Below are 21,991 nucleotides of genomic sequence, written 5' to 3'. Positions count from 1 at the left end.
ATACAGTAGCTCAGTTGGATAGAGCAACGAAACGTCTTCAATATTTTGTTTATGCAAATGTGGTAAAAGTAAATCAAATGCTTCAAGGACTACATCTTCAATTGACGTAATCGGTGGTTCGAATCCACCCCATTATTTCGGTAATGGTAGCCAAGTGGCAAGGCGCGAACATCTTTGATATTTTGTTGATTTATGTGTAAGACAGTGTATGAAAATATACTGAGGTCTTTGATCCATCAAATGCCGATAGGACTACATAGGGACTTAGAGATCAGCGGTTAGACTCCGCTGCGGTATGTACATACTGTCGCTTAAAGCAAAAGTGCTAAGATAAATGTCTTATCATTCAACTTGTTGATGGATGATTGATCTGTTGTAAAAATAACAGGATATAAAATGCCTTGAGGACTACATTATCCGTTTATCGGTGGTTCGATTCCACCCTGTTTTACTTTTAAATAAATGAAACAGTAGCTCAGTAGGTAGAGCCACGATTGTCTTCGCAACTTTGTTTATATCCTGTTGTTTATTTAAGCAATTAAAAATAATGATTTTAAAATATCAAATAAAATGATCATAAAAGCAATTTCAAAAATTAAACCTTGTTAAAAAATAAACAATTTGTTAACTTAATATCTGAACTCAAAAACAAAGACAGGTGTCAGTCTTTAAAACGCAAATCATGTCTATACAAGTTATTGTTACAGATAACAATATTGAACTCGCGCTACATCAATTACAGCAAAAACAATATTTCTTACAAGCCACCCGTTGGTATAAAAAGCGCCAAGGCTTTTATGAGCAAGCTGCCATTTTAAAGCGCAAAAAACGTAAAATGAAACGCCTGATCAGTCAGGCACAAAGCCATTTTGCACTATGTACACCGCCTATAACTCATCCTAATTTTTGGTATAAAATTGATTTAAAGCAACAATATCAACGCACAGGCAATACTTTTGCCGTAGGTCGATAAACCTATTCTTTTCTTTTTTTGTTTCATCACAAGAGACAGGTGTCAGTCTGTAAAACACGATTTATGAGCATCAAAGTCCACGTTAAAGATGACGATCTCGATCTTGCTTTAGAGCAACTTCGCATCAAAAGTTATTATTTAACCACGCATCATTGGTATAAAAAATGCCATGCCTATCATGAAAAACCACCAAGTAAAAAGCGCAAAACAACCGATATGAAATTGCTGATCGGGCATCGTCAGGTTTTAGAGGATGACCCTTTGGCAGAGCGTTTGGATATTCATCTTGAACAACACTATCTCAAGATCAATCAAAAACCTTAGCGACAATATTGTCCTATAACTTAAATCCATGCCGAATTTGGCATGGATTTTGGTGATTTTTCAAAAGTATGTTGAGCAGTTTCACACCAATTTGTAGTAAATCTTATCCAAAATTGAAACTTAAAGTGGTGGTGCTATCGCAGGGCGACATGGATGTCGCCGTTGGACAAGGGCGATAGGATATCCCCTTTTGTCCAACAAAGGATTTTTGTTACCTTGCGGAATATATTCCTCATCCTTAAAAAGTAAAGCATCGCCTACGAAAAGAAGGACAAACTTTGTAATATAAATGGGGCTGTGCTTGAATATTTTTCATTCATTTCAGTATCATAATAAACAGCATACAATTTAGAGCACCGTCTGGATTTTCTATGCAGTAATAATTTTTTAAATATCCATTTTTATATTTAACTATATATTTATATATAAATATAAAGAAAACAAAAGCACAATAAAAACTCTAAAAATAAAATAAACACTTTAAACCATTAAATATCAATTATTTAAAAATTAAATTTCAAATAAAATCAAAGTTGGCATGCTCTTCGCAATATACATTGCATACATCATGGGATGTATAACAACAATTCACCTGCCTGCAACCGCTTGGCAGGCAGGTTTAGAGAAAGGAAAAAGCAATGACTATGTCAGTAATTGAACAAATCGAAAAACAAGCCGCGAATGAGCGTGCCTATAACATTATTCAGGATACCAAAGGCGTTCCAATTAAAATGTGGACCAAAGGTGTCCATGTCGATGAGAAATCGAAAGATCAATTGTTAAAAACCGCGCAAATGCCGTTTATTTATAAATGGATGGCAGTAATGCCTGATGTGCATGTCGGAATCGGAGCAACCATTGGTAGCGTGATTCCAACCAAAGGCGCAATTATTCCTGCTGCGGTGGGTGTGGATATTGGTTGTGGAATGATGGCAGCTCGTACATCGCTGACTGCATCTGATTTACCTGATAATTTACATGCCTTACGTACTGAGTTAGAACGTTTAATTCCACATGGAATGACCAAAGGTCGAGGTCGTCGTGACCGAGGTTCTTGGGAAAATGCGCCTGAGCGTGTAGATCAAGTTTGGGCGGAATTGGTGACTGATTTTGAATATATTTGTGCCAAACATCCACGTTTAAAAAATACCAACAACCGTACTCAGCTTGGGACTTTGGGAACAGGAAATCACTTTGTTGAAATCTGTTTAGATGAGCATCAACAGGTGTGGATTATGTTGCATTCAGGTTCTCGTGGGGTTGGAAATGCGATTGGAAACCATTTTATCGAGCTTGCTCGTAAAGATATGCAGAAGCATTTCATTAACTTGCCTGATAAAGATTTAGCTTATTTGGTTGAAGGAACTGAGCATTTTGATGATTATTGGTTTGCTGTGGGTTGGGCGCAACGTTTTGCCATGAAAAACCGTGAGTTAATGATGGAAGCTGCGGTTCAGGCTTTACGAATTATTATTAACAAACCATTTAATGCCAAAGTTGAAGCGGTGAATTGTCATCATAATTATGTGGATAAGGAAGAGCATTTTGGGCAGGAAGTACTTGTTACTCGTAAAGGCGCTGTTCGTGCGCGTTTGGGTGAGTACGGAATTATTCCAGGTTCGATGGGTGCGAAGTCTTTTATCGTCAAAGGTAAGGGAAATCAGGAATCATTCTGTTCGTGTTCGCATGGTGCAGGTCGTGTGCATAGCCGTACTGCTGCGAAGAAGTTGTTTACTGTGCAAGATCAGATTGAGCAAACTCAAGGTGTAGAATGCCGTAAGGATGAAGCCGTGATTGATGAGATTCCGTCTGCTTATAAGCCGATTGAAGATGTGATGAAAGCGCAAAGTGATTTGGTGGAAGTGGTTTATACACTGAATCAGGTTGTTTGTGTGAAGGGGTAATATGATGGAATTAAATTTAATTACTCCTCAAAATGTGGTTCCGAAAATTGATGAACCTTTTTATTTTAGAGGGTTAACTCATCTGTTGTGTCAAACATGGCAATTAAGCTATGTAGAGTTTTATTGTATCGGCTTAGAGCAGCAAAATGATGCTGTTCATGCACTTTCCTATGCGTTAGAAAATACAGATATGTCTGAATTTGAAACCATATCATGGTTAATGAATACAGAATTTTTGTCGAGAACCAAAGAGCAACTACAATCTCATTTGAAATTTGCAATACATGAAGTTGATAATGCGCTTAAGGAAAGTCCTAATTACTATTCAGCACAACTATTGAGCCAATTATTACAAAGTCAAAATATAGACAAAGTTGGATATATTTATGAAATTAATGCTCTATTTGGTCGCACACCTAATAGTCCGCACACAACTGCACCACCCTATCAATATTTTTGGCAAAGCGGTTTAAATTTTTACTTACTCACGATTCATCAAGAATCATAAGGTTTACGAAATAAAATGAATCGAAAGATTAAAGTCGTATCCTATGAACTTTTGGTCAATCAACTATTTAAAATTGAGTTACCAAACAGCCCTTATCTATTGCTCATCGCAATTCATAGCCCGCTTGTAAATACGCAATGGCGTTATGATTTTTGCAATTGGGTTGTAAAATCTAAACAATGTTACTGGGCTTTAGCTTGGGGACATGAATGTTCAATGTGGGATGATGCTCTAGATTTGCGTTATTTAGAATTTTGTAATTACGATCTACCTGAAGATAATGATTACAACCTCATGACCACTTGGCATGAAAACCAAACTTTATATGAAGTTATAGAGTTTGCGCAATCAGTTGCAGTTAATACTTTACCTCAACAGGATTTATATCAAATTATTGTGTTAAATATTCACTAAATATTGAATTTATAAGGATAAAAAATGAAACTTGCAGAAGCACTATTACTCCGAAGCGATCAACAAAAGAAACTCGCTTCACTGAAACAACGTATCAATGCAAACGTATTGGTACAAGATGGTGATGAACCATCTGAAGATCCAAACGAATTGTTAAAGCAAGTCTTTGCTTTAACGCAGGAATCACAAAAATTGGTATTCGCTATTCATCAAACCAATGCTTTGGCAAAACTGAATGATGGTCGTTCGTTGTTGGCTTTATTGACACAGCGTGACGAGTTTGTGGAACGCCATAAAATCTTAACCTCTGCGATCAGTAATACCCATCGTGAGCCTGATCGTTACAGTACCCGTGAGATTAAATGGCATAAAGTGATTCCAGTATCATCATTGCAAAAACAAGCCGATGATATCAGTGCCAAACTCCGTGATTTAAATGTGTTGATTCAAGCAACCAATTGGCAAGTGGATTTGCTTGAATCTTAGACTACATTTTAAAAGTTTTGTTGTGATTCATCATGACAAAAAATGAAATATATTGGGCGAGTACAAGATCCTCTACTTTCACAACATAGGATTGAAAATAATGTGTAGTGGCTCAGAAAAGCGAACGGGTTAGCTTACAACTTTATGTACACTTCAACCCATTACTTTTCATACGTCAACCCAATACATACCAAGTATGGTGACAACTGACTTTGCATCACCATGTACTGACAATATATTTCACCTATTTCTAAAGCAATTGATTGTTTTAGAATAAACCCGAACATACTGGGCGAGTGCAAGATCCGATAACAACTTTACTCCCTCAGCGCAGGATTGAAAAGAAGTTGCGTAGAGGCTGCCAAGCGAATGAGCTAGCTTACCTTTTTACAAATCAGCTCATCACTTAGCACAAATTAACACTTTGCTCACAAGGCATTGTTACAACTGACTTAGCACAACCATGTACTGACAGTATGTTCACCCAATCTATCAACTTAGAGGAATGTGTATGAATTTTTTAGCAAAATAATTTGAAAATTAACTACTTGGTAAAATATGAACCAATTCTCCTATTTATCCGATAGAACAACTTACAACTCAATTGGAATTAAAATATAATGCAAATTTGCTGAATCAATACCAAAAAGTAAGTATTGCAAAAACACCTAAATATTAAGTATTTTTACACAATTTAAATACTTAAACTTAAAAATAATGTATTTAGGAATATTTTAATTCAATCATCTCATTGATGAGTTTGCTAGTTCTGGGGAAATAATATGAAAGTTGCTGAGGCTTTATTAATAAAAAGTGATCATCAAAAAAAACTCACTTCATTAAAACAACGGATTAATATCAATGTTTTAGTCAAAGATGGTGAAGAACCAAGTGAGGATCCCAATGAATTAATTAAACAAGCATTTTCTATTTCTCAAGACTTACAAGGCATTATCAGTAATATTTATCTGACCTATGCTCGTACCAAACTATCAGATGGACGTTCATTTATTAATGTAATCAATCAACGTGATGATTTAATTGAAAAACAAACCATTTTAATGCAAGCTATTGAAAATAGTGAACAATTTAACCGTTGCAATATCAGTGAAGTAAAGTGGAAAAAAATTATTTCTGTTGCTCGTTTACAAAAACAAGCAGATGAAATTAGTATGAAAATTCGTGAATTAAATATGAAAATTCAGGAAGCAAATTGGCAAATTGAAATGTATGATCCACAAAAAAGTCTTGTGACCATTGTGCCACCTTGTATTGAAAAAGTAGGATAATGATTTATTCTGTTCTTTTTTCCACATACTTTACTATTTTTAGACGATACAGTTAAACATCAGATCATTAAAATTTGATGTTTTAGGGTCACCTTTTATACTTTATATATGCTGAACGATTTATTTTGATCGCTCAATAAAATCAGTACTAGATTCATTATTTTTTATCTCTTACTCGAATCATACAACGATTTAAATCAGCATATTTAATCAAAAAAAAGTTTAGGAAAAAATGAACATAGCGATTAAAAACCAAACGATCCAAATTGATGGTTCTCAAGGTGAAGGCGGCGGACAAATTTTGCGTACTGCCCTTTCACTTTCCATGCTAACGGGTATTCCATTTGAACTGGTTAATATCCGAGCAGGACGTAAAAAACCGGGCTTAATGCGCCAACACTTAGTTTGTGTACAGGCTTCACAGCGTATCAGTAATGCCACTGTTGAAGGTGCGGAATTACATTCACAAAAGCTTTATTTTCAGCCACAACAAGTCCAAACTGGACATTACGATTTTCACATTGGATCGGCTGGAAGCACCATTTTGGTTTTACAGACCTTGCTCCCTGCCCTGATGATGCAAGATCGAGTCAGTCAAATCAGCATACACGGTGGAACCCATAACCCAATGGCACCTACGGCGGATTTTATTGAGCATTGTTTTTTACCAACGATTCATAAAATGGGTATTACAGTGGATTTTTTCTGTGAACACGCAGGTTTTTTTCCGATTGGTGCAGGTCAGATCAATGCCACTATTCACCCATGGACAAAACAAACTAAATATACTGCTCAGGACAAAGGTAAGCTTTTAGAAATGATTGCATATGCATCAACCTTAAATATTCCTACGAGTATTGCAGATCGTGAACTTGAAGTTTTGAATAACAAATTAGATTTAACACAACGCAAACGACTCAACTTTCGAGGTATTAGTCAGGGAAATACTGCTTTTGTGGTATTAAATTATGAGTATCATCAACAAGTTTTTTCTGCTTTAGGTGAAATGAAAAAAAGTGCAGAAAAAGTTGCCAATGATTTAGCCAAAGAAGTAAAAGCTTATTTGCATGCCGATGCCATTGCCGATGAATATCTGGCAGATCAGTTGCTCTTGCCTTTAGCTTTAGGCAAAGGTGGAGAATTTACAGCGCAAGTGATTAGTGAACACACCAAAACCCAAGCTGCAATGATCCAAAAGTTTTTAGATTGTGAAATCAGTTTTGAAAATATTGGAAATATCTATAAAGTGAGTATCAATGCTTGATACTCACTTTATATACGGCACTAAAACAATAGATGAATTAAAAGCACGATCAATCTAGATCATGATTAATTCATTTCAGAACTAAGCTTTCCACTCAAAACCACTAAAGGCAGCATCTTTTTTTAAGGTGTTTTCCACCGCATTTGCTAACTGTTTGATCATGCTTTGTGTTTCTATTTTTTTAAACCACACTTGTTCTTCATCTGCATGCGCTGAGATTTGACAAGTTAATAACCCTGCTTCATTTAAACGACAATGCACACCTAAACCAATCGGGTGATTTTCCACACTGACGGCTAAATTTTCTTCGCAATGTGTTGTTTCCGCTTTAAAGCCATATTGAGAAAGCTGTGTCGCCAATAAATCTGTTACATATTCCTGAGTCACAACGCATGCATTCTCGTCCTGTGCATTACTTTGTGCATGTTTTTCACAGTTCGCTGTAAATTGTAGTGTTCTCATTGCTTCATCCCAAAGGCTTTATAGTTCTATGCTTTGAGCATAAGCAATAAATACAAAACAGCCAAGCTTTTGCTTGGCTGTTGTCGAACAAATATACAAATTTTAGACTATTGATTTAACATTTAAATTTCGCTTGACCGAACTTAGCCAAGAAAAATTATTCAGTAACTTGAATCTCAAGCCCTGCTTGTGTAGTCAATTGGGTAAAAGTCGGGAAACTGGTTGCTACAGTTTCAGTGCCCATAATCTTAATTTCACCTGAAGTCCGTAGTCCAGCCATTGAGAAACTCATGGCAATACGGTGGTCATGATGCGATTCAATTTCACCACCTGTGAAAATTGCACCCCACTCACCAGATTTACCTTTTCCTTCAATGATAATGCCATCATCTGTTGGTGTGCAGTCAATGCCCATGGTTTGCAAGCCATCTGCCATTACCTGAATACGGTCAGATTCTTTGACACGCAGTTCAGCCGCACCCGTTAAAATGGTTTGCCCTTCTGCACATGCAGCCGCAATAAACAATGCAGGGAATTCATCAATCGCCAAAGGCACCTGATCTTCAGGCATATGAATACCTTTTAAAGTACGAGTACCATGAATGCGTACATCTGCAATCGGTTCACCACCTGCAATACGTTCATTTTCAACACTAATGTCCGCACCCATTTGTTTCAGAATTTCAATCACACCAGTACGGGTCGGGTTAATGCCTACTGCTTCAAGGGTCACATCTGAACCTTCGGTAATTGCCGCACCGACCATAAAGAATGCCGCAGAAGAAATATCAGAAGGCACCTGAATTTCAGTACCGACTAACTTTCCACCACCTTGCAGGGAAATACGATTGCCCTCAGTTTTCACTTCATAACCAAAGGCACGAAGCATACGCTCAGTATGGTCACGGGTTGGTTCAGGCTCAGTCACCGATGTTTCGCCTTCTGCCCACAAACCTGCTAAAAGAATGCCTGATTTCACCTGTGCAGATGCCATTGGCAAATCATAATGAATGCCTTTTAACGCTTGCGCACCGGTAATTGAAATCGGTGGCGTACCACGTTCACCTGTAGATTGAATCTGTGCACCCATTTCACGTAAAGGCTTGGCAATACGTTCCATTGGTCGTTTAGACAATGACGCATCACCTGTCATCACAGAGTCAAATTGCTGTGCAGACAACATGCCTGAAAGCAAGCGCATAGATGTACCTGAGTTGCCCATATACAGTGCTGTTTTTGGTGCTTTTAGCCCATTGATTCCGACACCATGAATGGTCACTTCACCATTTTTTGGTCCTTCAATACTGACGCCCATATCTCGGAAGGCTTGCAAGGTTGCAAGTGCATCTTCACCCTCAAGGAAACCTGTTACATGAGTCGTGCCTTCTGCAATCGCCCCAAACATGATGGAGCGATGCGACACTGATTTGTCACCCGGCACGGTAAATTTACCTTTAAATGTCTTCTCACCCGGCAAAATGGTAAATTGTTGTGTCACCTTATTTTTCTCCATCAAAGGTTTATTGGCGAGCATATGATTGAAATGCTGGCGTGCAGCTTGTGCATGTCCAAGCAAACCCATCAATGCCTGTGAATCTTCATTTTCAATCAGTTGGCGCAATGTTTTCAGTTGTGCTTCAAAACCATCCACTGCATTCAGAATTGCTTTTTTATTGGCAAAGAAAATATCATGCCACATCTGTGGATCACTTGCCGCAATCCGTGAAAAATCACGAAAACCGCCAGCTGCATAACGGAAAATATCTAAATTATCTTCACGATTGGCAAGTTGTTCGACCAAGTTGAATGCCATCAGATGCGGTAAATGACTGGTATGCGCAAGCACTTCATCATGCTTATCGACATCCATACAAATCACTTCAGCTTTGGCTGCCTGCCAAAGTATAATCAGCTTTTCGACAGCCCAATCTGCACTGCTTGGTAAAGGCGTCAAAATCACTTTGTGATTGGCAAATAAATCAACCTTACCTGCATGTACACCTGTATGTTCTGCACCTGCAATCGGATGCCCTGGCACAAAACCAACAGGTAAATCATCACCATAAACCGCTTTGGCTGCATCGACCACATTGCCTTTGGTACTGCCGACATCGGTAATAATGGCATTTTCCGCCAAATACGGTTTGATACTTTCCAATGCTTTTTGCGTTGCCCGTACAGGCAATGCCAATACCACCAGATCTGCATCTTTCACTGCTTCGGCAGGATCACTGAATCCCTCTGCAATAATGCCCAATGCTTTGGCATCTTGCAGTGTTTTTTTAGAGCGCGTAGAAGCGACAATGGTTTCAGCAAGTTGTTCAGCAACCATCACCCGTGCCAGACTTGAACCAATCAGTCCAAGTCCAATAAATGCAACTTTTTTAAACATAGGTTGAGTCATGACAATATTTTAAAGACCTTCAACCCATTAAATGACAGCTGCTGGGTATGAACCCAAAACACGGACTTCTTTGACCAATGGACGAATATCTTCAATGGCTGCTTTGACATTGTCCTGTTCTACATGACCTTCTAGATCAATAAAGAACACATACGCCCATTTTTCAGGCAGTGCAGGACGGGTTTCAATACTGGTCAAGCTAATATTGTGTTTGGCAAATGGCGCAAGAATTTCAAGCAATGCCCCTGCACGGTCATGCGCAGAAATGAGTAAAGAGGTTTTATCATTACCACTTTGTGGCACTTTTTCACGCCCAATCACCAAGAAACGTGTGGTATTTTCAGGATTATCTTCAATATTGCCATGTAGAATTTCAAGTTCATAAATACTTGCTGCAACGTCAGAAGCAATCGCAGCCGAATGCCATTCATTACGAATACGACGCGCTGCTTCTGCATTTGAGCTAAGCGCTACACGCTCTACACCCGGATAATGTACATCGAGCCATTTACGGCACTGTGCCAAAGTCTGCTGATGTGCATAAATCTGTTTAATACTGTCTTTACGGGTATTTGCAGAAATCAGGAATTGATGATGAATACGCAATTCAACTTCACCAATCACATTTAAATGCGAAGCTTTAAAACAATCTAAAGTATGGTTCACCACGCCTTCAGATGAGTTTTCAACAGGCACTAAACCATAATGCGCACTGCCTGCTTCCACTTCACGGAACACTTCGTCAATGGTTGGCAATGGGCGCACCACGGCATCCTGACCAAAATGCTTAAGCACAGCCGAATGAGTATAAGTCCCGACTGGACCTAAAAACGCAATACTTTGCGGTGCTTCAAGTGCCAGACACGCCGACATGATTTCACGAAACAAACGTGCCATGGTGGTATCTGACAATGGACCTTCATTACGTTCCATGACATTACGTAACACCTGTGCTTCACGCTCAGGACGATAAAACAACGGATTCTCTTCTGCTGCAAATTTTGCTTTGGCAACTGCTTCCGCCAGTCTTGCACGACGGTTAATGAGTTGCTGAATTTGCTGATCTACAGAATCAATATCTTCACGGATTTGTGCAAGATCGAGAGAAGTCGTGTTTTGATCATCGTTGATCATTGTTATATCGCCCTTTTGAAAGTCTAGAATTACAGGAGGCTTAAATTTTAAACCGCTGACAGTATAACAATAGTTCAGTTGATTTTGTTGCACAATACCGCTTTTATCTATGTTTTAGACCTAGATTGTTATGCGCAAAATGGTTTGAAATAAAATACACGACATTATTTACAAAGCATCTATAGAATTTTGCACGTCGAGATTTATGATAAATAAGCTAAGCGCAACTCGAGTAATAGAATATGAATAAGAAAATTGCTGTTCTGATTACCCATGATTTCGAAGATACTGAATATCATCATCCCGTCGAAGCTTTTCGTGCTGCAAGTCACTCTGTACGAAATATTGAAAAAGTTGCAGGAAATATCGTTTATAGTCAACAGCGTAAATCTTCTGTCAGTATAGATTTAGGTATTGATGAAATTTCAGTTCAAGACTTTGATGCGCTTATGATCCCCGGTGGAAACTCTCCGTATCTACTCAAACAAGATGCTCGATTTGTGGACTACCTGCGTGCCTTTGCCAATGCACAAAAGCCTATTTTTTTATGTTGTTATAGTCCACACTTGTTGATTGATGCACAGCTTGCTATCGGTCGTCGCCTGACTTCGATTGAGGCAATGATTCAGGAACTTAAAGCGGCTGGCGCAGTTATTTTTGATCGAGAAGTGGTGAATGACAATAATCTATATATTTCCTCACGTTCAACTGAGGAATTGCCTGTTTTTATTCATGAATGTTTAAATGTATTAAGGGCTTAAAAACTATAGTTTTTAACAGTACTTTGAACTATTCTTAAATATGAACAGATTGACAAATTTACTAAATTCTCCTATTCATTATATTTTTTCGATACAAAATACTTTTAAATTATGAGAAAAAGAATATGAATATTATGAAACTGACTTTATTGTCTTTTATTGCAATTACCAACTCACTTCTGTCATCTTGCTCAACGTGGACTGGTGCCTTTGGCGTTTAGTTAAGATTGAAAATTCGCAAAAGAGTGAACGTATTTAAAAATTTTATACCTCTCCCTAACCCTCTCCTTGAAAAGGAGAGGGAATTTCCTTTGTGAATTAATTTTTATTACAAATCGACGTACCCATGAAGTCTAATATTGAAAGTCCCTTCTTCCTTTGGGATGAGGAGTATACTCTGCAAGAGGATGAGGGAATTTAAAAAATCAACGACCAATAATGCCACGTGCCACAATTTCTTTCATGATTTCATTGGTTCCGCCGTAAATACGTTGAATACGTGCATCGACAAAGAAACGTGAAATTGGATATTCGGTCATATAACCATAACCACCAAACAGTTGCAGTAAACTGTCGATCACTTTCATTTGCATGTCTGAACTGAAGCTCTTTAAGGCTGCTGCTGTTTCAACATCCAGTTTCTTTTCTTTATATAATGCTAAGTTTTGGTTATAGAAAGCCGCTGTAGCAAGTTCATCAATTTTTGCTTGTGCCAAAACAAAACGTGTGTTTTGGAAACTACCAATTTTTTGACCAAATGCCTGACGCTCTTGCACATATTGGGTGGTTACATCAAGTGCACCACGAATTGCACCCAAAGCAGTCGCTGCAATTGCTGTACGCTCACGTGGAAGTTCTTGCATTAAATATGCAAAACCTTGACCTGCATTACCCAATAATTGGTTCGCAGGCACTTTGACATTGTCAAAGAAAAGCTCTGACGTATCTTGTGAATGCAAACCAATTTTGTCTAGGTTTGTGCCCTTTTTAAAACCTTCCAAATGCGTATCAACCAAAAGCAATGATACACCTTTAGCACGTGCCTGAGGATCAGTTTTCGCAGCCAATACCACCAAGTCAGCATGTTGACCATTGGAAATAAAGGTTTTAGAACCATTTAATAGATAATGGTCACCATTTAAAATGGCTGATGAACGCATACCTTGTAAGTCCGATCCTGCACCCGGCTCAGTCATCCCAATCGCGCCAACAACCTCACCTGCCACCATTTTTGGCAACCAGTATTGTTTTTGTTCTTCATTGGCAATATTTAAAATATAAGGTGCGGCAATTTCTGAATGGCATGAAATCGCAGTCGATAATGCACCATAACCTGCACGTGCAGACTCTTCCACCAACATTAAAGAATACTCTGTCGGTACGCCATAACCACCGTATTCTTCAGGTACGTCTACGCAAAGGAAACCATTTTCGCCAAGTTGTGACCACACTGAACGTGGCATTAAGCCTTCTTTTTCCCATTGTTCATAATGAGGCGCAACATGTTCAGTCATAAAGCGTTTGAAGTTATCTCTGAATAGTTCTAAATCTGCATCGTACGCTAACATTTGGTTCTTCCTTTTGGGCTTATTATTGGGGATTATTCGCTCAGAATATTAACGAGTTCTATCTGAAATGTCATGATCCTAAATGACCTAAGTACAGGACTCATTAAGTCAATACGACGCGTATTTTTTAGTCCTTATTTTAAGGAACAGCCCCCTATTAAGACATTTTTCATCTAAGCATTAAACGCTTTAAAAATCAGCATAAATATCAAAAAAATAATGAAAACCAATATTCAAAAATAGGCGTAAATTGTTAAGAAAATATTGAAAATATAAAAATTTTTATATAAAAATCAAATAATACTATAAACACTCATACAATAAGTTCAAAATATTAAATATATAAACCAGATATTAAGAAACAAGGCATAAAATATCCAATCATAAAGCGAATAGTAAAACCAATAATATAACCACTATTTATATATATTCTAAAGTAAAAAAGGAAGCCGAAGCCTCCTTTATATCTTTTAAAAAAGAAAGTTAAATATTAAACATGCTTTTGAGCACTTTCTTCTAACATTTTACGATCTAATTCTTCAGGATTATTGAGTGCATATTGCAACTTATCTTGATCTAAATGCCCGACCCATTTTGCAACGACAATTGTTGCTAATGAATTCCCCACAAGATTGGTTAAAGCACGTGCTTCAGACATAAAACGGTCAATACCTAAAATTAAAGCAAGACCAGCCACAGGAATATGCCCTACAGCAGATAATGTTGCTGCCATAACAATAAAACCTGAACCTGTTACCCCAGCTGCACCTTTTGATGAAATTAATAACACCACAAGTAAAGTAATCTGATGAGAAAGATCAAGTTGAGTATTTGTCGCTTGAGCAATAAAAATTGCTGCCATCGTGAGATAAATCGATGTTCCATCCAAGTTAAATGAATACCCTGTTGGAATAACTAAACCAACAACTGACTTCTCACAACCTGCAATCTCAAGTTTTTTCAACATACGAGGCAATACTGATTCAGAAGAAGACGTACCCAGTACAATCAACAACTCTTCACGAATCATACGAATCATTTTTAAGATGCTAAAACCACAAACACGGCTGATTGTACCTAGCACAATAAAGATAAATAACAAGCAAGTAAGATAGAAACAGATAATTAACTGAGCAAGTTGAGCAAGACTACCAATCCCATATTTACCAATCGTAAACGCCATTGCACCAAATGCGCCAATTGGTGCAAGTTTCATGATCATGTTTACAATATTAAAGAAAACATGTGCAATTTGATCAATAAATTTCAATACTGGTTTACCAGTATCACCTAATTTATGAAGCGCAAATCCAAATAAAATTGCGAAAAGTAAAACTTGTAAGATTTCACCTTCAGCAAAAGCGCCAACAACCGTATTTGGAATAATATTCATCAAAAAATCAACTGTTGACTGGGATGCTCCAGACTCAACATATTTTGAAATACCTGATGTATCTAAAGATGCAGGATCAATATTCATGCCTACACCGGGCTTGGCAATATTAATGACCAATAGACCAATTAATAGTGCGATTGTAGAAACAATCTCGAAGTATAATAAAGCAATACCACCTGTTTTACCCACAGATTTCATACTTTCCATACCTGCGATACCACTAACCACAGTACAGAAAATAACAGGCGCAATAATCATCTTAATTAGACGAATAAATGCATCCCCAAGTGGTTTTAACTGCTCACCAATACCCGGAATATGTTTTTCAACACCATTAACTAATTGTGTGGTACTCGGGAAATAATGCCCCACAAGCACACCTGCAATAATGGCAACAATCACTTGAAAATAAAGTGATTTATACAAAGGTTTTTTAGCCATAATGATAACTTCTTTAGATATTTCCTATGACAGAAATATTTTATTTGTAGCATTTCTTAACAGAAACACAGCCAAGTTATTCTCATAAAACAGCAAAAGATCAATTTTTAAAAATAAAAAACCCCTCTGAAAATGGCATTTTCCAGAAAAGTCATATAATTAAAAATTTTATTGATCTTAATTAAGATTTAAAAGTGATAACAGAACAACCTTTAAATCTATGAGAACAGGAGATTAAAAAATTTAAACGATTTTATTCTAATAAAAAATAATCCATCGGACTTGCAAAAAATGTAATTTTTGTTTAATTAATAATCAATTTTGTATTAGACCTTAGTCTTATCCTGATAAGCTTTACAGTTTCTGACTTTTTTATGTCATAGTATCTTTACTTATTTTTCTGTTCTTTCACGCTTATTTTATGAATACAAAACGCAATTTATATCAAGACTTTGAGCATCCTTTTGCCCAATATATTCGTATTATTGGTAAAGGAAAAAATGGCGCTCGTTCATTAACTTATGAAGAAGCTTATGCTGCCTTTTCTCTGATTTTAAAAAATGAAGTATTAGATGTACAACTTGGCGCTTTTCTCATGTTACTGCGTGTTAAAGAAGAGTCTGTAGATGAGTTAGCAGGATTTGTACAAGCCACCAAAGACCAATTGACTTTTAAACCATTAGAAATTGATTTAGATTGGTCATCTTATGCAGGTAAACGAAAACATTTCCCATGGTTTTTATTGTCTGCTTTAACTTTAGCGCGTCATGGCTATAAAGTTGTCATGCATGGCGCTTCAGGGCATACAGTTAATCGTATTTATACGGAACAAGTTCTTGAATACTTAGGCTATTCTATCTGTCAAAATGAAGATGAAATCGCAACCCAAGTCGCACAACATAATTTTGCCTTTTTACCCTTAAGTGTGATTTCACCATTGCTCAGTGACATGATTAATTTACGCAATGTCATGGGCTTACGTTCTCCAATTCATACTTTAGCGCGCTTAATTAACCCATTTAATGCGCCTGCAACCATGCAAGCGATTTTTCATCCAGCCTATCGTAGCTCTCATCAACATGCAGCATTTAAATTGGGATACCAAAATAGTGCGGTGATTAAAGGAGAAGGTGGCGAATTTGAACGTAACCCTGATGCCAAAACTTTAATTTGCGGTATTCAGCATGGCGAATTATATGAATATGAATTGCCAAAACTGACTGATAATCGTAGCCCAAGTGAAGAACAACTCGACCTTGAAGTTTTTAAAGCGGTTTGGGAAGGTCGACAACACCACGAATATGGCGAAATTGCTGTCATTGAAACCATGGGAATTGCACTTTATACCATGGGTGTTGTATCTGACTATACAACTGCCATGACCCAAGCAAAACAGTTATGGGAAACACGTTGAGCACGATCAACAGCAGATTGAATGAAAAAATATTGCATTTTTTCATTCAATTTTTCAAAATCTAGCTCAACATCTACAAGATCTATCCTGCTTGTTTCATAGAACCCGTTTCTTCAAACTGAGCATGCCAAGACAAGGCTTCACGTAATACATGCGGTGTTTGCCCACCAAGCGCACACGCCTTTTTAAAGTATTTCAATAAATCTGCCTTGTAGCTTGGGTGTGCACAATGCTCAATAATTTTCAATGCACGTTCACGTGGTGCAAGCCCACGTAAATCTGCCAAGCCCTGCTCAGTCACTAAAATATCAATGTCATGCTCAGCATGGTCACAATGACTCACCATCGGTACAACCGAAGAAATCGCTCCACCTTTGGCAATAGACTTGGTCACAAAAATAGCCAGATGTGCATGACGAGTAAAATCACCAGAACCGCCGATGCCATTCATCATTTTCGTTCCTGTGACATGAGTTGAATTCACATTGCCATAAATATCAAACTCAAGTGCAGTATTGATCGCAATAATACCTAGACGGCGAATAATTTCAGGATTGTTTGATAATTCCTGAGGGCGCAACACAATTTTATCTTTATATTGTGCAAAGTTATTCATGACATGTTTGGCACATTCATCTGACAAAGTCATTGAACAGCCTGAAGCAAACTTCATTTTGCCTGAATCAATCAATTGAAATGTACAATCCTGCAAAACTTCTGAATACATTTCTAAATCATGAAAATTTGAATGCTCAAAGCCTGCAAAAACAGCATTAGCAATTGAACCTACGCCTGACTGTAATGGTCCTAAATTTTCAGGCAGATGCCCAATAGCAACTTCATCTTCAAAAAACTGAACCAAATGTTTTGCAATCGCCAAGGTTTCATCATCAGCTTCATCCATTTTGAACGAAGTATCTGGAATATCATTAAATACGATTGCAGAGATTTTGCTCGGATCTACATTGATTCCAACTGTACCAATACGATCACTGGGTTGGGTCAATGGAATAGGATCACGATGTGGACGTGCTTTAGGTACATAAATATCATGTGCACCTTCTAGTACAGGGCTGATAGTATGGTCAATTTCAATAATGACATGATCCGCCATTTCAATAAAATTGGCTGAGTTACCGCATGAACCTGTGGGAATAATTTGACCATCTTCGGTAATTGCTGTTGCAGCAACCACAGCCACATTAATTTTTGGCAAATTTTTATGGCGAATATTATCAGCTAGTTCTGACAAATGCTGATCGATATACATCACTTCGCCATTATTGATGGCTTTACGTAATGATGGATCTGCCTGATAAGGATAACGTCGCGCCAAAGCATCTGCTTCATTTAAACGCCCATCAATACGATTGCCCAAACTCGCTCCTGTTGCCAAGGTAATTTTAAACGGATGGTTTTTTGCATAATCTGCCAATGCCAAAGGCACTGTTTTTGCTTCTCCTGCACCACCAAAACCACTCAAACCCACCACTGCACCATCTTGAATTAACGTAATCGCTTTTTCTACAGACATGACTTTTTCATGTAAAGCTACACAACGAATACGCTCTAAACCGTTTATCATTCAAAAAATCTCAAAATACATCAAAAAATAAAAATTACAGCATGTAAAAACCCATCACCCTTGCGAACAAGGATGTTGGAAAATCTTGAGCTTTAAATTTTTCAGGAAAATAATTAGATTAATTCAACCGCAATAGCAGTTGCTTCACCACCACCAATACACAAAGCTGCAATCCCTTTCTTGCCACCTGTACGTTTTAAAGCATGAATCAATGTGACAATAATACGTGAACCAGACGAACCTAACGGATGACCCAATGCACAAGCACCACCGTTGATATTGACTTTTTCACGGTCTAAATTGAAACCGTCAATTGCAAGCATCGCTACCATCGCAAAGGCTTCATTGACTTCCCAAAGATCAACCTCTTCAGCAGTCCAACCTGTTTGCTTTAATACTTTTTCAATCGCACCGACAGGAGCAATGGTAAATTCTGAAGGATGTTGCGAGTTGGTTGCATAAGCCACAACTTTTGCCAAAGGCTTTAGACCACGTTCAGCAGCAATATCTTCAGAAGTCACGAGTAATGCAGATGCACCATCAGAAATTGAACTCGCATTTGCTGCGGTAATGGTGCCATCTTTTTTAAATGCAGGACGTAAAGTTGGAATTTTATCGACTTTGGCATTTAAAGGTTGTTCATCTTGATCAACCACCACATCACCTTTGCGTGATGATACGGTGACAGGCACGATTTCAGCTTTGAAATAGCCATTATTTACGGCTTCTACCGCTTTATTTAAAGAACTGATGGCATACGCATCTTGTTGTTCACGGGTATAGCCTTTTTTATCCGACATTTCCTGAGCAAGAATACCCATGGATAAGCCTGTTTCAGCATCTTCCAAACCTTCTTGGAACATGTGATCAGTCACTTTGCCATGCCCCATGCGGTAACCTGCACGCGCTTTATCAAGTAAATAGGGTGCATTGGACATCGACTCCATACCACCTGCGACTACAATATTTGCAGAACCTGCTTTGATTGCATCCGCTGCTTGCATCACTGCTTTCATACCTGAACCACAGATTTTATTGATTGTGGTTGCACCTGTTGTATCAGGTAAACCTGCCTGACGCATCGCCTGACGTGCAGGTCCTTGCTTTAAACCCGCAGGCAGTACGCAACCAAAAATCACTTCATCAATATCATTTGGCTGTAAACCTGCACGTGCCACAACCTCTTTAATTGCCACTGCACCTAAATCAGGTGCTGTACATGCGGACAATGCACCTTGAAAACCGCCCATTGCGGTACGTACTGCTTCTACAATCACGATCATTGTTATCTACCTATTCCATCTATTTTCAATTTTGTTATGCACTTGAGCAAGTGAACTTGCTCAATGCTGTCCATAATTTATCTTTCATCATATTCTAATAAATGATTGTCAAAGAATGACTTAATCCTCCCCAACCCTCCTTTTTCAAAGGAGGGAGCTTTCCATAACCAACATTCGCTCCTCTTGCCCCTCCCTTTTTTAAAGGGAGGTCGGGAGGGATTTTCATTTAACTAAAATAATCTTAATCAACTACCTATTCTTTAAAGAATAGAATATTCATCACGCCTGCGCTGTAAAATAATCTTCAGGCAACTGCATCACCAACTCAGCACCCGCCTGAATACGTTGCACACATGCAGCTAAATCAGGTAGGACTTTAGCTACATAATACTGCGCCAATACTAATTTATTTTGATAGAACGCCTCAGGCTTATTTTGTACCGCTTGTGCAATACGTGCAAACATATAGGTATAACTGAGCAAGCCAACCGCATGTAAATAATCAACAGCAACTGCATTAGAGAAATCAGGATTCGTTTGTGCTTGTTCAATAATAAACTGAGTCAGTGCTTCAACTTGCTGACACACCTCTAAAGTAGATGCTTTAATGCTTAGGCTATTATCCATCGATGCTGCAAACTCACGAATCTCAGCAATATATTCAGCAATAAATGCACCTTTCGATTTAATGGTTTTACGACCAATCAAATCAATCGCCTGCACACCATTGGTACCTTCATAAATCTGTGAAATACGTAAGTCACGGATACATTGCTCCATGCCCCATTCACGAATATAACCATGACCACCGAAACACATTTGTGCTTCCAAAACTGAATCCAATGCTTTATCAGTTAAATAGGCTTTGGCAATTGGAGTTAATAAGGCAACACGATCATTGGCTTTACGTACCGCTTCGGCATCGGTTGAAAACTTGGTAATATCCAACTGCTGACCTACATACACTGCAAATGCACGAGATGCTTCATTATTGGCGCGTACATTTAACAACATACGGCGCACATCCCCATGTACCAAAATAGAATCGGCAGGTTTTTCAGGTGATTTCACCCCTGTCGCTGCACGCCCTTGTAGACGATCTGTCGCATATTGCGCTGCATTTTGGTAAGCATATTCAGAAGCACCAATGCCTTGAATCCCCATAGATAAACGCTCATAGTTCATCATGATAAACATTGCAGCCAAGCCTTGATTTTCCTCACCAACAAGGAAACCTTTCGCCGCATCAAAATTCATCACGCAAGTCGCTGAACCTTTGATTCCCATCTTATGTTCAATTGAACCTGCGCCCACTGTATTACGCTCACCCAATGAACCATCTGCATTGACTAAGAATTTCGGCACAATAAATAAAGAGATACCACGTGAACCCGCAGGTGCATTCGGTGTTTTTGCTAATACAAGATGAATAATGTTTTCACACAGGTCATGTTCACCACTGGTAATAAAGATTTTGGTGCCTGTAATGTTATAAGAGCCATCAGCATTAGGTTCAGCTTTGGTTTTGATAATGCCTAAATCTGTCCCTGAATGTGGTTCAGTCAGACACATCGTACCTGACCATTCACCCGTATAAAATTTCGGTAAATAGGTGGCTTTTTGTTCTTCTGATGCAGCCTGATCAATCGCCATACCCGCACCCACCGTCAACAGTGGATATAACATAAAGGATGGATTGGTACTCCAAATCATTTCATCGGCAAGGACGGTCAACATTTTTGGCATGCCCTGACCGCCCCATGCTTCATTGGCACCTAAACCAATCCAACCGCCATCTGCAAATTGCTTAAATGCCTCTTTAAAACCTTTTGGTGTTGTCACCACACCTTGATTAAACTGCGCTCCACCTTCTTCATCTGCTGTACGGTTTAAATCAAGAATCACATTTTTCGAAAATTTCGCCATTTCTTCTAAAATTGCATTGGCTGTTGCCATATCTAAATGAGCTAAATTTTCATTTCCCTGCCAAAATTGTTCAGCTTTAAACACATCATTTAAAATAAAATCCATGTCTTTTAGCGGTGCATTATAAATCGGCATTGTTGCTTTCCTTTCTTTCAACTTTCAAACAAATTCAGTTCTTGAAGCTTTTTAAAATTACAAATCTTTTAATCACGTCCAACTAGATTACTGATATAGCATCGGTTTAGGCTGTTGATTAACTATAAAAACAATAAAATACTTCACTCTAAATAGAAATGTTTTTCAGATTTTTTGACCTCTAAGGTTCAGTTTCCTTGACTTTTTAGCTTTTTGCTTTACATGAAATATTTTGTGAATATTATTTTATTTATTTTTATGCATTTATACTGCTTTGGTTGACTAGAATTTTTTAAATAACTGATATACTTTAGCTACTC

18 protein-coding genes are annotated in these 21,991 nt (G+C 38.0%); 10 read left to right on the top strand and 8 right to left on the bottom strand.

From position 1 onward, the window contains the following. The first annotated feature begins 682 nt into the window (after positions 1-682). From HX124_RS02895 to rtcA, 8 genes are all read left to right on the top strand, one after another. Complete coding sequence (locus HX124_RS02895) at positions 683-973, top strand: hypothetical protein (protein WP_286381882.1); 291 nt, start codon at positions 683-685, stop codon at positions 971-973. Between the two features lie 63 nt (positions 974-1,036). Then, positions 1,037-1,297, top strand: a complete 261-nt coding sequence (locus HX124_RS02890; protein ID WP_286381881.1) for a hypothetical protein — start codon at positions 1,037-1,039, stop codon at positions 1,295-1,297. A 644-nt stretch (positions 1,298-1,941) separates the two neighbouring features. Then, positions 1,942-3,201 (top strand): RtcB family protein, encoded by a 1,260-nt coding sequence (locus HX124_RS02885; protein WP_286381955.1) that lies wholly within the window; start codon positions 1,942-1,944, stop codon positions 3,199-3,201. A 4-nt stretch (positions 3,202-3,205) separates the two neighbouring features. Next, complete coding sequence (locus HX124_RS02880; protein ID WP_286381880.1) at positions 3,206-3,709, top strand: hypothetical protein; 504 nt, start codon at positions 3,206-3,208, stop codon at positions 3,707-3,709. 15 nt (positions 3,710-3,724) lie between these two features. Continuing rightward, positions 3,725-4,123 (top strand): DUF7684 family protein, encoded by a 399-nt coding sequence (locus HX124_RS02875; RefSeq protein WP_286381879.1) that lies wholly within the window; start codon positions 3,725-3,727, stop codon positions 4,121-4,123. A gap of 24 nt (positions 4,124-4,147) precedes the next feature. Then, positions 4,148-4,609, top strand: coding sequence for a DIP1984 family protein (locus HX124_RS02870; protein ID WP_286381878.1), 462 nt, complete (start codon positions 4,148-4,150; stop codon positions 4,607-4,609). A 782-nt stretch (positions 4,610-5,391) separates the two neighbouring features. Beyond that, a complete protein-coding gene (locus HX124_RS02865; protein ID WP_107007294.1) occupies positions 5,392-5,898 on the top strand; it encodes a DIP1984 family protein in 507 nt (168 codons plus the stop codon). A 232-nt stretch (positions 5,899-6,130) separates the two neighbouring features. Then, positions 6,131-7,162, top strand: a complete 1,032-nt coding sequence (gene rtcA, locus HX124_RS02860; protein ID WP_286381877.1) for an RNA 3'-terminal phosphate cyclase — start codon at positions 6,131-6,133, stop codon at positions 7,160-7,162. 81 nt (positions 7,163-7,243) lie between these two features. Here the strand turns inward: rtcA and HX124_RS02855 are convergent, their stop codons facing one another. The 3 genes from HX124_RS02855 to pheA form a co-directional block, all read right to left on the bottom strand. After that, positions 7,244-7,624 carry a hypothetical protein gene (locus tag HX124_RS02855; RefSeq protein WP_286381876.1) on the bottom strand — a complete coding sequence of 127 codons (381 nt, stop codon included), beginning with the start codon at positions 7,622-7,624 and terminating at the stop codon, positions 7,244-7,246. 157 nt (positions 7,625-7,781) lie between these two features. Further along, positions 7,782-10,028, bottom strand: a complete 2,247-nt coding sequence (locus tag HX124_RS02850; RefSeq protein WP_286381875.1) for a bifunctional prephenate dehydrogenase/3-phosphoshikimate 1-carboxyvinyltransferase — start codon at positions 10,026-10,028, stop codon at positions 7,782-7,784. A 27-nt stretch (positions 10,029-10,055) separates the two neighbouring features. Next, complete coding sequence (gene pheA / locus HX124_RS02845) at positions 10,056-11,162, bottom strand: prephenate dehydratase (RefSeq protein WP_107007424.1); 1,107 nt, start codon at positions 11,160-11,162, stop codon at positions 10,056-10,058. 242 nt (positions 11,163-11,404) lie between these two features. Between pheA and HX124_RS02840 the strand changes: the two genes are divergently transcribed. Further along, positions 11,405-11,923 (top strand): DJ-1/PfpI/YhbO family deglycase/protease, encoded by a 519-nt coding sequence (locus HX124_RS02840; protein WP_107007299.1) that lies wholly within the window; start codon positions 11,405-11,407, stop codon positions 11,921-11,923. A gap of 425 nt (positions 11,924-12,348) precedes the next feature. On the opposite strand, the gene HX124_RS02835 is transcribed toward HX124_RS02840, so the two are convergent. After that, entirely contained in the window at positions 12,349-13,491 is a 1,143-nt protein-coding gene (locus HX124_RS02835) for an acyl-CoA dehydrogenase family protein (protein ID WP_107007300.1), read from the bottom strand. 490 nt (positions 13,492-13,981) lie between these two features. Next, complete coding sequence (locus HX124_RS02830) at positions 13,982-15,328, bottom strand: dicarboxylate/amino acid:cation symporter (protein ID WP_286381874.1); 1,347 nt, start codon at positions 15,326-15,328, stop codon at positions 13,982-13,984. A 421-nt stretch (positions 15,329-15,749) separates the two neighbouring features. On the opposite strand from HX124_RS02830, the gene HX124_RS02825 reads away from it, so the two are divergent. Beyond that, positions 15,750-16,742: a glycosyl transferase family protein gene (locus HX124_RS02825; RefSeq protein ID WP_286381873.1), complete on the top strand. Its 993-nt coding sequence runs from the start codon at positions 15,750-15,752 to the stop codon at positions 16,740-16,742. An 82-nt stretch (positions 16,743-16,824) separates the two neighbouring features. Here HX124_RS02825 and scpC read toward each other — a convergent pair whose 3' ends face one another. The 3 genes from scpC to HX124_RS02810 all read right to left on the bottom strand — a co-directional run bounded on the left by scpC (position 16,825) and on the right by HX124_RS02810 (position 21,671). Then, complete coding sequence (scpC, locus tag HX124_RS02820; RefSeq protein ID WP_286381872.1) at positions 16,825-18,327, bottom strand: succinyl-CoA:acetate CoA-transferase ScpC; 1,503 nt, start codon at positions 18,325-18,327, stop codon at positions 16,825-16,827. A 113-nt stretch (positions 18,328-18,440) separates the two neighbouring features. Next, positions 18,441-19,616 (bottom strand): thiolase family protein, encoded by a 1,176-nt coding sequence (locus HX124_RS02815; RefSeq protein WP_286381954.1) that lies wholly within the window; start codon positions 19,614-19,616, stop codon positions 18,441-18,443. Between the two features lie 273 nt (positions 19,617-19,889). Continuing rightward, entirely contained in the window at positions 19,890-21,671 is a 1,782-nt protein-coding gene (locus tag HX124_RS02810; protein WP_286381871.1) for an acyl-CoA dehydrogenase C-terminal domain-containing protein, read from the bottom strand. Between the last annotated feature and the right edge of the window lie 320 nt (positions 21,672-21,991).

The sequence above is a fragment of the Acinetobacter sp. 226-1 genome, from assembly GCF_030329325.1.
GTDB lineage: Bacteria > Pseudomonadota > Gammaproteobacteria > Pseudomonadales > Moraxellaceae > Acinetobacter > Acinetobacter sichuanensis.
This window is presented reverse-complemented; position numbering and strand designations above follow the sequence as displayed.